General features: G+C 51.3%; 13 protein-coding genes. 8 read left to right on the top strand and 5 right to left on the bottom strand.

All coding sequences use genetic code 11. The annotated features are described in order from the left end of the window. Positions 1–155: 155 nt before the first annotated feature. From lysA to IQ256_RS13945, 3 genes are read left to right on the top strand one after another with little or no spacing between them, the layout of a single operon-like run. Positions 156–1,604: a diaminopimelate decarboxylase gene (gene lysA, locus IQ256_RS13955; RefSeq protein ID WP_193856150.1), complete on the top strand. Its 1,449-nt coding sequence runs from the start codon at positions 156–158 to the stop codon at positions 1,602–1,604. A 59-nt stretch (positions 1,605–1,663) separates the two neighbouring features. Next, entirely contained in the window at positions 1,664–2,560 is an 897-nt protein-coding gene (gene cdaA, locus IQ256_RS13950; RefSeq protein WP_193856149.1) for a diadenylate cyclase CdaA, read from the top strand. Then, positions 2,557–3,309, top strand: a complete 753-nt coding sequence (locus IQ256_RS13945) for an isoprenyl transferase (protein WP_193856148.1) — start codon at positions 2,557–2,559, stop codon at positions 3,307–3,309. The genes cdaA and IQ256_RS13945 overlap by 4 nt, the downstream gene beginning before the upstream one ends. Positions 3,310–3,364: 55 nt before the next feature. Here IQ256_RS13945 and IQ256_RS13940 read toward each other — a convergent pair whose 3' ends face one another. The 4 genes from IQ256_RS13940 to IQ256_RS13925 form a co-directional block, all read right to left on the bottom strand. Then, on the bottom strand, positions 3,365–3,553 hold the full coding sequence (locus IQ256_RS13940; protein ID WP_193856147.1) for a DUF2949 domain-containing protein: 189 nt from the start codon (positions 3,551–3,553) through the stop codon (positions 3,365–3,367). A 209-nt stretch (positions 3,554–3,762) separates the two neighbouring features. Beyond that, on the bottom strand, positions 3,763–4,383 hold the full coding sequence (locus tag IQ256_RS13935) for a DUF192 domain-containing protein (protein WP_228024871.1): 621 nt from the start codon (positions 4,381–4,383) through the stop codon (positions 3,763–3,765). Positions 4,384–4,535: 152 nt separating this feature from the next. Beyond that, positions 4,536–5,267: a response regulator transcription factor NblR gene (gene nblR, locus IQ256_RS13930; protein ID WP_193856146.1), complete on the bottom strand. Its 732-nt coding sequence runs from the start codon at positions 5,265–5,267 to the stop codon at positions 4,536–4,538. Positions 5,268–5,376: 109 nt separating this feature from the next. Continuing rightward, entirely contained in the window at positions 5,377–6,294 is a 918-nt protein-coding gene (locus tag IQ256_RS13925) for an NAD(+) kinase (RefSeq protein WP_193856145.1), read from the bottom strand. A gap of 277 nt (positions 6,295–6,571) precedes the next feature. Here IQ256_RS13925 and IQ256_RS13920 point away from each other — a divergent pair, with 277 nt between their 5' ends. Next, the gene (locus IQ256_RS13920) at positions 6,572–6,838 is read left to right on the top strand and encodes a DUF3146 family protein (RefSeq protein ID WP_193856144.1); all 267 of its coding nucleotides are present in this window, start codon (positions 6,572–6,574) and stop codon (positions 6,836–6,838) included. A 17-nt stretch (positions 6,839–6,855) separates the two neighbouring features. On the opposite strand, the gene IQ256_RS13915 is transcribed toward IQ256_RS13920, so the two are convergent. Then, positions 6,856–7,302: a pre-16S rRNA-processing nuclease YqgF gene (locus tag IQ256_RS13915; protein ID WP_193856143.1), complete on the bottom strand. Its 447-nt coding sequence runs from the start codon at positions 7,300–7,302 to the stop codon at positions 6,856–6,858. Positions 7,303–7,616: 314 nt separating this feature from the next. On the opposite strand from IQ256_RS13915, the gene smc reads away from it, so the two are divergent. The 4 genes from smc to IQ256_RS13895 all read left to right on the top strand — a co-directional run bounded on the left by smc (position 7,617) and on the right by IQ256_RS13895 (position 14,341). Next, positions 7,617–11,435: a chromosome segregation protein SMC gene (smc, locus tag IQ256_RS13910; RefSeq protein WP_193856142.1), complete on the top strand. Its 3,819-nt coding sequence runs from the start codon at positions 7,617–7,619 to the stop codon at positions 11,433–11,435. 220 nt (positions 11,436–11,655) lie between these two features. After that, positions 11,656–12,624, top strand: a complete 969-nt coding sequence (locus IQ256_RS13905) for a PRC-barrel domain-containing protein (RefSeq protein ID WP_193856141.1) — start codon at positions 11,656–11,658, stop codon at positions 12,622–12,624. Positions 12,625–12,679: 55 nt separating this feature from the next. Beyond that, complete coding sequence (locus tag IQ256_RS13900) at positions 12,680–13,444, top strand: WecB/TagA/CpsF family glycosyltransferase (protein WP_370623446.1); 765 nt, start codon at positions 12,680–12,682, stop codon at positions 13,442–13,444. 66 nt (positions 13,445–13,510) lie between these two features. Then, entirely contained in the window at positions 13,511–14,341 is an 831-nt protein-coding gene (locus IQ256_RS13895; protein ID WP_193856140.1) for a transporter substrate-binding domain-containing protein, read from the top strand. Positions 14,342–14,607 lie beyond the last annotated feature (266 nt).

The raw sequence follows: 14,607 nt of genomic DNA, 5'->3' as shown, positions 1-14,607 counted from the left end.
GCATAAAGCTAGAGGCTATAGAGCGATGGCGATAGAGTAACGGCAAAGCAATATCGACGCTACCGTTAACTGCCCTTTCTAAAACAGTGTTTATCTACCTAGCTGCCAACTGTACACTGATTAAATAGTCTTTAAACCCTTCTTCTTCCTCTCCCATGGTCTCCACGATTTCAGCAGCCCCTACTCCTTCAAGCCTTCCTGCTTCTAGCCGGCAATATCTGACAGAGGTTTCTGATGATACGTCGCCCAATCAAACCCTGTTACCCCTAACTGCAACGGTGAATGACAAGGACCATCTGACGGTCGGCAGTTGTGATGTCGTAGAGCTGCTCGAAGAATTTGGCTCGCCTCTCTATATATTAGATGAGCAGACACTGCGGACGGCCTGCGATCAGTACAAACAATCTTTTGGGACGCACTATCCTGGCGAGTCCTTGATCGTCTATGCATCCAAAGCCTGGAACTGCTTAGCGGTGTGTGCGCTTATGGCCCAAGAAGGTATTGCTATAGATGTCGTCTCTGGTGGAGAAATCAGCACTGCGATCGCCGCTGGAGCTACTGGCAAAATGCTCTACTTTCACGGCAACAACAAATCCACAGAAGAACTTCAGCTCGGGCTAAGCGCTGATGCTCGTATTGTGGTCGATAACTGGCACGAGCTAAAAACGCTTGACCAAATCGCTAAAAACGCTCAGAAAACGGCCACAATTCTGCTGCGCCTGACTCCGGGCATTGAGTGCCACACCCACGAGTATATTCAGACTGGTCATATTGACAGCAAGTTCGGCTTTGATCCCGATCAGCTAGAAGAAGTTTTTGAGTTTATCGCCAATAAAACTGAGCACATCAGCTGCATTGGTTTACATGCTCATATTGGCTCACAGATCTTTGAGCTGCAGCCGCATCGTGATTTGGCTGAGGTGATGATGCGCTGGTTTCAGAGCGCTAGTCGATACGGCCTTTCAATCGAAGAAATCGATATCGGCGGCGGGTTGGGTATTCGCTACACAGAGTCTGACGATCCCCCTAGCATTGATGAATGGGCTCAAACCGTTTGTCAAGGGATGGTAGCGGCCTGCGAGGCTAGCGGCCTGCCCTATCCTAAACTGCTGTGTGAGCCGGGGCGATCGCTAATCGGATCGGCCTGTGTGACTGCCTATACAGTGGGCGGACAGAAGAGCGTCCCAGGTATCCGCAGCTATGTTTCCGTTGATGGCGGCATGTCTGATAATCCCCGACCGATTACCTACCAGTCGGTGTATCGTGTTCTAGCAGCTAGTAAAATGTCCGCACCTTTGAGTGAAACAGTTACGCTAGCAGGGAAGCACTGTGAATCTGGGGATGTGGTCATTCACTCAGCTAGCCTGCCCCCGCTCGAATCGGGTGACATTCTAGTAGTGCCAGCAACGGGCGCTTACAACTACAGCATGTCGTCTAACTACAACCGGGTTCCTCGTCCGGCGGCTGTGATGGTTAATCAGGGTAGAGCAGACCTGATCTTGCGCCGGGAAACGTACACGGATCTGATGAGCCATGACTGTTTGCCAGATGCGCTCAAGCCTGCTGCGCTTAACCCCACCGCGTCTAACCCCACCGCACAGTAATCCCTTCACACAGTAGTATACGAGGATTGAACAGCAACCCGGTGAACTCGGTCTGACTCTTGTATATCACCCTCATTGATATTGTTTTAGTCTTTGTGCTGGTCTACACGGTGCTGTCGGTGATTCGCGATCGCCGCACGATGTGGATGGTACAAGGGCTAATGCTTCTAATGGCAGCCACGCTACTCAGCAGAGTGGTGGGGCTAAGGGTGCTGAGCTTTTTGATGGACAAGATTTTGCTAGGGGCCTCTGTTTCGCTAGCGGTGATGTTAGTCGCTGATTTTCGGCGGCTGCTAGAGTCTATCGGCAAAGGCGAATTTGCTCAGCTTTTTACCGGACAAGAAGGTCATCTTTCTACCGCGAACAGTGTGATTGATGAGCTAGTAGAAGCAGTCAAGGGACTTTCTCAGAACCGCACGGGGGCGTTGATGATTCTAGAAACTGACGAACCGATCGAAGAAAGTGATTTTTCGGTGCCAGGGGTCAGACTTAACGCTGAACTTTCTAGAGAGCTACTGCAAACTATCTTTCAGACAACGACGCTGCTACACGATGGAGCTGTCTTGATTCGCGGCTCGCGGATACTGGCAGCAGGCGTTATTTTACCGATTTCTGAACGAGATGCTTCCAGGCAGCTAGGCACTCGCCACCGAGCAGCGATGGGCATTACTGAGCGGGTAGAGCAGTGCTTGTGTGTAGTGGTTTCTGAAGAAACCGGATCCATTTCAGTTGCTGAAAAAGGAACGCTCAATCGTCCCCTGACCAGCAGTAAACTGAAAGAATTGTTAACAGAAAGGTTTTCGCCTTCAGCGGATGCCGATACGGTTGCACCGCAGCTTCGCAGCCTTGGCAAACGGTTGAGTATCAAAGGTCTCCGCTTTTTGAATGCGATCGGGCGCAAGCTCAAACGTAAGCCTGAGCGAAAACTGCCAAGCCCCACTCAGGAAAAGAAATGACGGCTAAAGCCTTGGATTCTTCACGGTTGCCCGCAGACCTAGAGCAGGGCCGGATGCCTGCCCATGTGGCGGTGATTATGGATGGCAACGGTCGCTGGGCAAAAAGCAGAGGGCTGCCTAGGATTATGGGCCATCGAAAAGGGGTTGATACGCTAAAGAAGCTGCTGCGCTGCTGCCGTGACTGGGGCGTGGAGGCGCTGACGGCCTATGCATTTTCTACAGAGAACTGGGGACGCCCTACTAAGGAAGTTGATTTTTTGATGACGCTATTTGAGCGAGTGCTGCGTCAAGAGCTGAAGGAAATGATGGAGGAAAATGTCCGCATTGAGTTTGTGGGTGATTTGCTAGCGCTGCCTGAAACCCTCCAGAAGGAGATCGATCGGGCGGTGATGCTCACTAGAGAAAATCACGGCATTCGCTTTTCGGTAGCGACAAACTATGGGGGCAGACAGGAAATTTTGCAGGCTTGTCGGGCGATCGCAGCCCAGGTAAAACAGGGACATCTCAGTCCAGAAGACATAGACGAGTCGCTTTTTAGCCGTCATTTGTATACTTCTGGCATTAGCGACCCTGATTTGCTGATTCGCACCAGTGGCGAGATGCGTATCAGTAACTTTTTGCTGTGGCAGCTCGCCTATTCAGAGTTCTACATTACTGATACGCTATGGCCTGATTTCGACACAGCGGAATTTCATCAGGCCATGAAGGCGTTTCAGCAGCGCGATCGCCGCTTTGGCAAAGTCAACTAGCCTTGAAAGTCAACTGTCCTCAAAAGCCAATTATCATCCGCGCTTCGCTATAGCTCTACGCCATTTCCATCCAGTCAAATATTCTTTCCAACTGCTGTAGCGTTAATACGCCCTGCTGCCACAGCACCATCGGTAGCGGCGCAGAATCTTGCTTGCACTGCTGTAGCGCCTGCCTAATGGAAGTAGAAGGAATCGCGAGTTCTTCTTGCAAGAACTGCACTAATGAGGTGTAATCTCTCGACATAGATGGGTAGAAGCTAGGTTACTTACGGCTTATTAATCCCTTTTCCTCGATCTCTAAATTTGGTTAAGAAAAAAAGATCTTTTGTTTAGTTCAGTAATCCTACGGTAGATCGAACATAAAACACCTCTTCCTATAGCATTGCTTAAGCCTTTCTTTATAATTATTTCTGGAATAAGGGGATCAACCGGTAAAAGCGCAGTCGTATATCGCTAGAGGCTGTAGCCTGGCAGTGCTTCGATAGACACAGTATCACCCACTTGCAAATCGATCTCGGCGGCGCGACCGCTACGGAGTTCTAATACCTGATCGACAATCTGGTCGTCGGGCCCATACGAAGAGCAGGGTAAAGCCGGACAGGGGGGAACTTCAGGCGCGATCGCCACGACCTCTCCCTCTCTCAAAAACACCATATCCAGTGCTACTGGCACGTCTTTCATCCAAAAGCTCACCCGCCTAGGTGGGCTAAAGGGGAAGAGCATTCCTCTGTTGTCGGGTAAGGCTGAGCGAAACATCAGTCCCAAAGCCTGCTCGCTAGAAGTTTTGGCCACTTCTATCTCGAAAGTTTCTCCTTTCATCTGGGCTAGTGCAGTGACTGGCAGCAACTGCCCTGGGCCGTTGAGCGTGATGACTTGCTCGCTTGAAGGTGAGCTAGAGACCTCGTTAGCTGTCTGATCTGGCGACTCATCAGGCATAGAACAGCTAAGTAAGACGGTTTGGCACAAGGCAAATGCGGTGATGAGCATAGCCCATCGAGTATAGAGCTGCAGTGAAATCTGAGGCGGCTGAAGATTGCGTCGCCTATCGTTTTGACCCATACCGTTTTGACTCATACCAGGTTAGCTCTCTCTACTGTTAGCGCTCTCTCTACTGTTGTTAGCTCGTTAGCTCTCTATTGATTGATTCCTGGGGTTTGATCCCTTAGCTGATCTCTTGGGCTGATCTCTTGGGCTGATCTCTTGGGCTGATCTCTTGGATTGATCTCTTAGGTTTCTCGCAGAACATAGCCTACACCACGCACTGTTTGAATGAGGCGTTTCTCGTCTTCGCCATCTATCTTGAGCCGTAGATAGCGAATGTAGACCTCAATCACGTTCGACTCGCCAATAAAGTCGTAGCCCCACACGCTCTCTAGAATTTGCTTGCGAGTGAGCACTTCGCGCGGATGCTCCATCAAATATTTCAGCAGCTCAAATTCCTTCATAGTCAGCTCGATCAATCGATTGCCTCGAACAACCTGACGCTGACTGACATCCAAGACCATATCTGCAAACCTGAGCTGTTCGCTGCTGTTAACCTCTGGCTTTAGATAAGTATTGACAAGGCGAATAAAATCATCGCTGCGATAGGGCGCTAGAAAATAATCATCTGCGCCAGATTCTAGACAGGCGACGCGATCGCTCAGCTCGTCGTAGGTCATCATCAGCAAAATCGGCACGCGGTTTTGCTCATTACGCAACTGCCGACACAGTTCGAGCCCAGACTCATCTTTTAGCCGTCTAGCTACCACAATCAGGGCAGGCATCGCCGTTCTCGCTTGGGCTAACCCTGTCCTGAGGCTGTATACCTCAATTGGCGTATAGCCTGCCTCATGTAGATCGACGCTGATTTTATGCGCGAGGGTTTCGTCGCTTTCGAGTACTAACACGGTGTGTGAATGAGGCGTAGGTCTCGAAGACTCCGGCGGTAAGTTGGGTAGAGCAGGCGGCAGGCTCATAGGACAAAAAAGTAGCTAGGTTGGAAAAAGACGGCTAGCAGAGAAATCGCGTAAAGAGATCACAGCAGTGGCAAAGAAAGAAAAAATGTAAAACGAACAGGGACAGCGTTCAGGGCAGCTCTACCGAAGTCGGCTTGGCAATATGAGGAAGGCCCCAGCCTAGCTTTTCTCTGAGCACGCGGAAGAACTCAGGCGGCTTTAGGCGAACAAATCTGGCAGTGTAAGGCGATCGCACCAAAGTCACCTGATCAGTCGGTCCTACATAGCAGCCCGCATTGCCATCGACGACCATCACCAGCGTCTCTGGATTGGCTGATGTGATGGTGACTGGCTCATGATCAGGAAAAACCAACCCACGCGAAGCCAGTGAATGGGGGCAAATAGGAATGAGCTGTAGTACAGAGACTCCTGGCGCAATCACGGGCCCACCGGCAGACAAAGAATAGGCCGTAGATCCGGTCGGGGTAGAAATAATAATTCCATCTGCAGCGACATCAACCGGGGCATGCTGACCGACTTTTACCTCAAAATGGCACATACTCGTCAGCGGTTGACGCTGCATTACCGTCTCATTGAGGCACAATGCTTCCCAGCTTAGCTTCCCCTGGCTATATAGGTTTACCAGCACCATTGCCCGCTCTTCGATGTGGCAATTCCCTGCGACTACCTGATCGAATGCCTCGTTTAGCTGGTTGAGATATATCTCGGTCAAAAACCCCATATGACCGGTGTTCACTGCCAGTAGTGGAATGCCGTTGGGGGCAATCTGGCGAAAAGCCGAGAGCACCGTGCCGTCCCCACCAAATACCACAGCAAGATCCATCTCTTGGTCGAATCCTTCTGGTACTAAGCTTTCAATCGGCGTATGGCAAACCGGATTACCCGGCTGAGAATAGCCTAATATACCGGCGATGCCAGTTGTTAGACATACCTCGTAGCCGCGATCTTTCAGACGCTGAGCAAGCTGCCTAGCGGCTGTCGTAGCTACCGGCTTGATATCGTTGTAGATAATGCCAATCTTAGGCACGATAAGTTCAAGATAGGGCGAAGGGGTTAGCCTCTAGGCTACCGTCTTTGGCGAGCCTTTTGGCGACCGACAGAGGCGATTCACTGAATAGAAAGATTAAGTAGAGAGAAAGCTGATATCAGCAGCAGGCTCTGCAAAAATCTTCATGCCTGGTTAGTTATTAAGGTAGATGGAAATTAAAGTAAGTACAAATGCTTGACCAAAAAAGCGCTGTAGTATTTTAGAGAAAGCTGCAAGCAAGAACAATTGGTTTGCCGTATGGAGGATTGCTAGCTGCGTGAGTTCGAGTCAACATTTACCCGCTACCACCGCTTATGTCCGCATCACTCATCAGTCCTGGCAGAATGGCAGGATTGAAGGCGAAGTGAGTGCCAATGAATTTGAATGGCGTTTCCGATGGCGTTTCCGAATGGGACAGCTAACTGTCGAGCCTTCTTTAGGCAGGGCCTTGATTCAGGAGCCGCTTGGTCGCTTTCTAGAGCAGTTTGACTATCAGCTAGAGCCGGGCGGAGATTATTCGTTTACGATTCGAGCAGAGCTTTGACGAGTGTGATTGGCCGCCTAATCTTCACCAGAAAGCCTCTTCAAGTACCGCTCTACTAGCAGGATGGCGACAATATCGTCGATCGGGCGAGGGATGCTGCGTAGACTCTGAGGCAATAGCTTGGCGATGCCTTCGGGCGGATACATTTCCCAGTAGCGATCGCGCGCTTCCAAAGAGCTGTACCGCTCGTCTATCAGCACAATTCTGGGCGCATTAGGCAAACTGCCGAGCTGCTTTTTCCACTGCTTAGAGCGAGTCTGATCGCCCATCACAATCGAAGAGATCGAGTAGGTCTCTCGCAGATTTTGGATCGTTACCGATACGCTTGGCGACGAAATTACCTGGTGGTAGTGCAGAGTCTTGTCTAGCCCTACGACTGCCACTCCACACTTGTCGCGTCCTGGGTCAAAGCCTAGTAGTGTTGGCGTTAGCAGGGTCGGCACAGGCAATCTGGAGAAAGACACGTCAAAAGCACACCCACGCAGGATGCATGAGCGAGAGATGCATAAGCGAATCGGCATCTTCAATAGCCTAGGCTATCGAGGTATTGAAAAAGAGTACAAGTCAAGCGACTCAGCCAAAAATTGTTGCTGGTGTAACATTTTTGTTTGATTGACTTATCTTTATTTGACTGACTTATGTAGCTAAGAATGAGCCCCGATGTTTGAGACGTTGTGTAAAAAGAGATGATTTTTTTACCATTCTTTGCTAAGAATACGACTTATTCAATGCTATTTTTGATGGTACATACGTACGCACTGCTTAGTGCGCCGCTTGAGTGCACGTAAAAAGAGTTGAGCTCTCGAATTTCAAGTCCTTCGGGGGAACGACAGACGTTCCTCTGCTGCCGGGATTTACAGTCATTTCCGGGCCTAACGGCTCTGGCAAGTCAAACATCCTAGATTCGCTCTTATTTTGTTTGGGGTTGGCTAGTTCTCGCGGCATGCGAGCAGAGCGACTGCCTGATCTGGTGAATCAAAATCAGGCCAAGCGCCGATCTACGGTAGAGACAATTGTCACTGCTACTTTTGATATCAGCGATGTCGCAGACAGGCTGATTAGCAAAGACGATGAGGCCAAGAACGCTACGCTAGGGCCTCTAGAAGCTGGCTCAATCATCGAATCTGATACGGCTGGAGACTTTCAGCCCTTGGAGTCGTCAGCAGAACTACCAGAAGAACACTTGCGACTAGACGCTATCACGGCTCCGGGTGCTACGAACGGCACTGCGAACGGCGCGAACGGTGCTGCTAAAGATAGTCATAACGGCCACAGCAACGGCAACGGCAATGGCCAAGTCGCGCCTCCTCAAGAATGGAAAGTTACTCGGCGACTGCGAGTGACGGCGCAGGGTACCTACACCTCGAACTATTACATCAACGGTGAGCCTTGTACGCTCAACGATCTGCACGAGCAACTACAGCGCTTTCGGATCTATCCAGAAGGCTACAACGTCGTGTTACAAGGCGATGTTACTAGCATCATTTCGATGAATGCTCGCGAGCGCCGAGAGATTATCGATGAAATGGCAGGCGTGGCTTCTTTTGATCGCAAGATCAATCAGGCCAAATCGAAGCTAGATGTGGTCAAAGAGCGAGAAGAGCGCTTTCGGATTGTAGAGACGGAGCTGATCGCTCAGCTAGAGCGGCTAGACCAAGACCGAAAAAAAGCGGAGAAATATAAACAGATCAAAGCGACCCTGCAAGAAAAGCAGCAGTGGGAAGGAGTGATGCAGTGGCGATCGCGCCAAAAGCAGGCCGAACAGCTCGCCAGTCAGATCGCAAAGGGTCATCAAGAAGGCGAGTCGATCGAGCAAAAGATCGCTGCTCTAACTGAAAAAATGGAAGCCACTGCGGCTGAACTAGCGCTGCTTAATGCCAAAGTCAAGGCGCTAGGCGAAGAAGAATATTTGGCTTTGCAATCGCAGCTGGCTACCCAAGAAGCTGAGCTAAGACAGCTTGTGAGGCAGTCGGACTCGTTAGGCACTTCTACTAGCGATATATCCGCTCAGATAGCGGCAACTCAGGCCGCGATGCAAGACCAAGAGACGGAACTAACGACGGTTGGCCAGCGGCTGCGAACGGTGAGAGATCAAGAGCTAGCCCAGATCAAAGCGGATAGAGATAGCGCGATCGCCCAGCTAGAAGCCAAACGATCAGAAACGAATGCGATCGCCGATAAATCGCAAGCCTGGGTGCAACAGCAGAGCGATCTGCGCCGTCAGCTAGAATCACTGCTCGATCAGCTAGAGCCTCAGCGAGCAGAGCAGGTGCGGCTGCAAGAGCGCATAAGCCGGTTAGAGACCCAGCGAGAAGGGCAGCAAGAGGCTTTGACCGCACTGGAAAATGAGGCTTCGGCTACGCTCAGCCTCCGGCTATGTGGAGAAGACAAGAACAAAGACGGGGCGAATGCTTCGACTGACGGATTGAGCGAGGCAGAAGCTCAAATTCAGCGATTGGCTCAGAAGGTGGCTGAGGTTGAGGCTGACCTGCAGACGCAGACGCAGACTTTGAATCGGCTATTGCAAGAGCAGCGGGAAAAGCAGCGAGCGCTAGACAAGCTAGAAGCGCAAGAGCAGGCGATCAAAGAATCGCAGGGGACGCAGGCGACTGAAGTGCTAAAGCGCAGCGGTATCCAGGGGCTGTGTGGCATTGTGGCGGAGCTAGGTCAGGTGGATGCGGCCTATCAGCTGGCACTAGAGATTGCGGCGGGTGGCCGGATGGGCTTTATGGTGGTTGAGGATGACCGCGTGGGGGCCAGAGCGATTGATCTGCTAAAGCAGCGGCGAGCGGGCCGGGCGACTTTCTTGCCGTTGAACAAGATTCGGGTGCCGAACTTCAAACCGTTAGACAAGTGGAATCGGCCCGATGGATTTGTGGACTATGCGGTTAATCTAATTAGCTGTGACGATAAGTATGCCGACGTGTTTGCGTTTGTGTTTGGCTCTACGGTGGTATTTGAGACGCTGGCTGCCGCTCGCCAAAATATGGGCAGATATCGGATTGTGACGTTAGACGGTGAAATTCTAGAGTCTAGCGGGGCGATGACGGGGGGAAGTTTGCGATCGCGCGGACGCCTGCATTTTGGCACGGTCTCGGCGGGCGAGTCTAAGGAGGCTCAGGCACTGCGCGATCGCCTCGCTGAAATCGACAATATCTTGATCCGCTGCGAGCAGAAAGTGAATCAGCTGACGCTTCAGGCCAAAGAAAAATCAAAAGCGCTGATCGAAGCTCGGCAGCAGTATCGTGAGAATCAGCTGAAGGCTGACCAGGTAGAGAACCAGCGGCGAGCGATCGCCCAGCGAATTGCCAAAGCCAAAGCTCAGCTAGAAAGATCAGATAGTGAACACAAACAGGCAAATGCCCGGCTAGATCAGCTAGCGCAGACGCTGCCCCTTCAAGAACAGGCGCTAGCTGAAAAACGACAGGCGATCGCAGCGCTAGAAAACTCGCAAACGCATAGCCAATGGCAAGCTGCTCAGGGCGCTGTCCGCAGCCTGGAAGCGCAGCTAAACGAGCAGCAGCAAAGGCTCAGCGCCGCCGAAAAGCAGCAGCAAGATCTGCTCACACAGCAGCAAAGACTGCAAGAGAAACTGCAGTCTGGTCGAGACAAAATTGTCGCGGCGCGAATTCAACAGCAGGCTCAGATCAATCAGCAGTCAGATATTGCTCAGCAGCAGCAGCTTTTGCAAGAGACTATCGCCCAGACAAAAAGTGCGATCGCTATCCTCGAAGACAAACTCAAGCAAGAGAAAACCGCTCGTGATACCGTTGAGCGCCAATACAAAATTGAGCAAAACGAACAGCAGCAAAATCACTGGCAGCTCCAAAAGCTGCAAGAAACTCAAACCCTGCGCCAGCAGCAGCTTCACGACTTGCAGCAGACCATTGAGCAGCAGGCGCTAGAACTGCCCAACCCGCTGCCCGAAATTCCCGAAGACCTCACCCTAGAAGCGCTAAATAAGTCTCTCAAGTCACTGCAACGGCGACTCGAAGCGCTAGAGCCTGTCAATATGCTCGCCCTAGAAGAATACGAAAGAACCCTAGAGCGCTTAGAAGAACTCACCGCCAAACTCACTACCCTCGAAGAAGAGCGCACCGAGCTGCTGCTGCGAATTGAAAACTTCACTACCCTACGCAAGCAAGCCTTCAAAGAAGCCTTCGACGCCGTCAACATCAACTTCCAGTCCATTTTCGCCGAACTTTCCGACGGCGATGGCCATCTTCAGTTAGACGACGCGGTCAACCCCTTCAACGGTGGCCTCACCCTTGTAGCCCATCCCAAAGGTAAACAAGTCCGCCGCCTAGCCTCTATGTCCGGTGGCGAAAAATCTCTCACCGCCCTCAGCTTCATCTTTGCCTTACAGCGCTATCGTCCTTCGCCGTTCTACGCCTTTGACGAAGTGGATATGTTCCTAGATGGAGCCAACGTAGAGCGTCTGTCAAAAATGATCCAGCAGCAGGCCAAGCTCGCCCAGTTCATCGTTGTCAGCCTACGCCGACCCATGATCGAATCCGCCGAACGCACCATCGGTGTCACCCAGGCACGCGGTGCCTATACCCAAGTACTAGGAATCAACCTGGCTAAAGCAACCTGACTTCGGCTCCGCTCAGTCAGCGGGTTCGAGACATACAGATCGGTGCAGCAGCATATCCGCCAGGGACTAAGCGAAGTCGTAGAGCTTTGCTCTTCTCGTGAGAGTAGGCCATTCGGCATTCCCTCCACGGTAAACGGAAACCAGTCAGATACAATAGACACCTAATAAGGTATAGTCCCTCAAGCTCCGCGCTGCCGTTTTGAGGCATTTTTGATAAGTCATGACTTTTGAACAAAGCCGACTCCGTTCTGACATCGTAGGCACACAGGTAATCACCCGCAGCACAGGCCGTCGCCTCGGCGTTGTCAGTCAGCTTTGGGTGGATATGGATCGGCTAGAAGTTTTGGCAGTTGGCTTGCAAGAAAATGTCCTCTCAAAAGTGATCGCTAGTAACGAGAAAGTGATGTTGCTGAGTGATATTCGACAGATGGGCGATGTCATCCTCGTCGATGACGACACGGTGTTAGATGGCGATATCAACGTGTCTCCTTTTAGCAGCATGGTCAATAGTGAGGTGATTACCGAATCGGGTGAAGTGCTAGGCCGGGTGCGCGGCTTTAAGTTTGACGTGATTACCGGCAAGCTAGAAACGGTTGTTGTCGCTTCTTTGGGACTGCCTCAGATTCCTGACCAGGTAGTCAGCACTTATGAGCTGCCTGTCGAAGAGATTGTCAGTACCGGGCCCGATCGAATTATTGTATTCGAAGGTAGCGAAGAAAAGCTGGTGCAGCTCAGTGTGGGCTTGCTCGAACGGCTAGGTCTAGCGAGTCCCGCGTGGGATAGGGGATTAAGCGACGGCTATGTGATGCCGACCTCAGCCTCTAATCAATTGCCTTCTGGGATGAGGAACGAAGTGCGTAGAAAGATGCAGCGCGATCGCTCTGTTGAAATGCAGGGCGAAAGGCAGATGGAAAGACCGCGTGAAGAACAGCGCTGGCAAGAAGAAGCGCCTCCCCAAAGAGAAGCCCAAAGAGAAGCCCAAAGAGAGCCGCAGGGAGAGCCACAAAGATCGCAGCAGCGTCCAGCCCAGCCAGATATTGTCGATGTCCCCCCCGCAGACGTTGATATTACAGGAGACGTATGGGATGAGCCGACTAGCCCAGAAAAAGAAGAAGAGCTAATCGAAGCCAAACCTCTCAATCTTCCTAAGAAGAAGGTCATGGAATATGAAGAGGAATCAGACTACTAGGCACTCAAGCTACTAAAGATTAGGACTATCAGGAACTAAACAGGGGACCCGTCAGGTGAGTGCCAAGCAAGCAGATATCAAAGCCCTATCGGTGATGGGCTTACCCGTTCATCAAAGTCAAGCATATGTCAGCTGGCTCAACCGTCGAATTCAAGAAAACGAAGGCACTCACGTCATTACGATCAATGCTGAGATGTGTATGCAGGCACAGCAAGATCAGTCTTTGAGGCAGTTCATCCAAGAAGCAGATCTAGTTGTGCCAGACGGGTCTGGTATTGAGCTGTATTTTCGATTGCTAAAAAGGCAGCAGCTATATCGCTATCCAGGGATTGAACTCGCAGCGGATTTACTCAAAAGCTTAGATAGTCATAAGAAGGTAGCCTTTTATGGGGGAAAGCCAGAGGTTGTAGAAGCCGCTGCCGCCTATTGGCGATCGCAAAACCCACAGCTCAATATCGCTATTGTTCAGCACGGCTACGTTAAAGGTGCGGCGTTTGAAGCGTTCTTGCAGCAGCTCGCCGACGTTCAGCCCAAATTAATCTTTGTTGGACTAGGCGTCCCTAGACAGGAATTTTGGATAGCTGACCACCGACATTTGTGCCCTGATGCCGTCTGGATCGGGGTAGGCGGCAGCTACGATATCTGGTCTGGAAGTAAAGTTCGAGCCCCGCTGTGGATGCGTAAGATTCATCTAGAGTGGCTATATCGGCTTTACCAAGAGCCCTGGCGCTGGCGGCGCATGACAGCGCTTCCTCAGTTTGCCTGGTCATCTTTCTGGTATGGCATCCAAGAACAAAAGTCGTTGAAACAAAATCTTTGACTTTATAGTCTTAGGGCATAGAGTCTTAGAGTATAGAGTCCTGAAGATGGTTGGAAGAAAGGCGCTATGAAGCGACGCTGGTTTTTAGCTGGACTTACTTTATCGGTTGTTAGTACTAGCTGTAGAGGCGCTGAGCCGTCTGATTCTGCGGCGAATTCTGCGACATCAGATTCTGAAGATAGAAACAATCAGGTAGCTAGAGGTAGCAGCATACTGGTGATGGCGACTACGCCTAACTATCCGCCTTACCAGCAAATCGTGGCCAGAGACGCAGAGAATGGAAACGGCCCAGAAGAGCCAGACATTGTCGGCTTCGATATTGACCTGGCGGGTCTGATTGCGGCTCGACTAGACAGGCAGTTGAGCATAATTGATTTGCCCTTTGATGATTTGCTCCCGGCGTTAGCTGAAGGTGAAGCAGATATCGCGATGGCGGCGCTAGCACCTAGCCGCAGCCGTCAGCAGCTAGTAGATTTTTCCGACATTTACTATCGCTCCAGGCACGCGCTGGTTTCTATTGATGGATATTTGCGATCGCGTGATCTTGGCTACCAGTCGATCGGCGTCCACAGCGGTAGCGTTCAGGCCCGATTTGCCCAGCGCCTTACCGATCGACTGCCCGGTCTGTACATCGAATATTACGACAGCCTTACTCAACTTTTCGATGCCATAGACACTGGTGAGATTGCTGGCGCTATTGTCGAAGCCAACATCGCTGACGACTACACAGATCGCTATGCTGACATTTCAGCTAGAGTCATGCCAGCAGAAGAGCCGACAGGTAGCGCGATCGCCCTGCCTCAAAACTCTCCTCTACGGCGTGATATCAACGCGGCCCTTTCAGATATCAAAGCCAGTGGTGAAATGGACCGGCTAATCACTCGCTGGTTTGGCTAGGCTTTCTTTGCGACTCTAGGTTTTTCCAAAGTGCTGTTTGGGAAGTGAAAGTGAAGGCAGTGCCCCAGAGGATTACTTTAGAAGATTGCTTTAGAGTGTGGTTTCTTGAACGCTGTCATCAACAATTAGTGATTTAAGGGGAATCTTAGCCTAGTGCATTGGCGTAGCTGCTCTTTCGAGCTTAAGGCTCGCCCCCTTTACCTGGTTGGTATCCCCTTCATGACTTCGCTTCTCACCCCTCAAGCCCAACGTCAGACCCCTCAAGC

The organism is cf. Phormidesmis sp. LEGE 11477 (assembly GCF_015207105.1).
Classification (GTDB): domain Bacteria; phylum Cyanobacteriota; class Cyanobacteriia; order Phormidesmidales; family Phormidesmidaceae; genus Phormidesmis.
The sequence above is the reverse complement of the archived record's forward strand: the minus strand, read 5'-3'. Positions and strand labels throughout refer to the sequence as shown.

What these genes read in the sequence shown, in the direction of transcription:
- lysA (WP_193856150.1), top strand. Translation starts at nt 156, where the DNA reads ATGGTCTCCACGATTTCAGCAGCCCCTACTCCTTCAAGCCTTCCTGCT.
- IQ256_RS13945 (WP_193856148.1), top strand. Translation starts at nt 2,557, where the DNA reads ATGACGGCTAAAGCCTTGGATTCTTCACGGTTGCCCGCAGACCTAGAG.
- IQ256_RS13940 (WP_193856147.1), bottom strand. Translation starts at nt 3,553, where the DNA reads ATGTCGAGAGATTACACCTCATTAGTGCAGTTCTTGCAAGAAGAACTC.
- IQ256_RS13935 (WP_228024871.1), bottom strand. Translation starts at nt 4,383, where the DNA reads ATGAGTCAAAACGGTATGGGTCAAAACGATAGGCGACGCAATCTTCAG.
- nblR (WP_193856146.1), bottom strand. Translation starts at nt 5,267, where the DNA reads ATGAGCCTGCCGCCTGCTCTACCCAACTTACCGCCGGAGTCTTCGAGA.
- IQ256_RS13905 (WP_193856141.1), top strand. Translation starts at nt 11,656, where the DNA reads ATGACTTTTGAACAAAGCCGACTCCGTTCTGACATCGTAGGCACACAG.
- IQ256_RS13895 (WP_193856140.1), top strand. Translation starts at nt 13,511, where the DNA reads ATGAAGCGACGCTGGTTTTTAGCTGGACTTACTTTATCGGTTGTTAGT.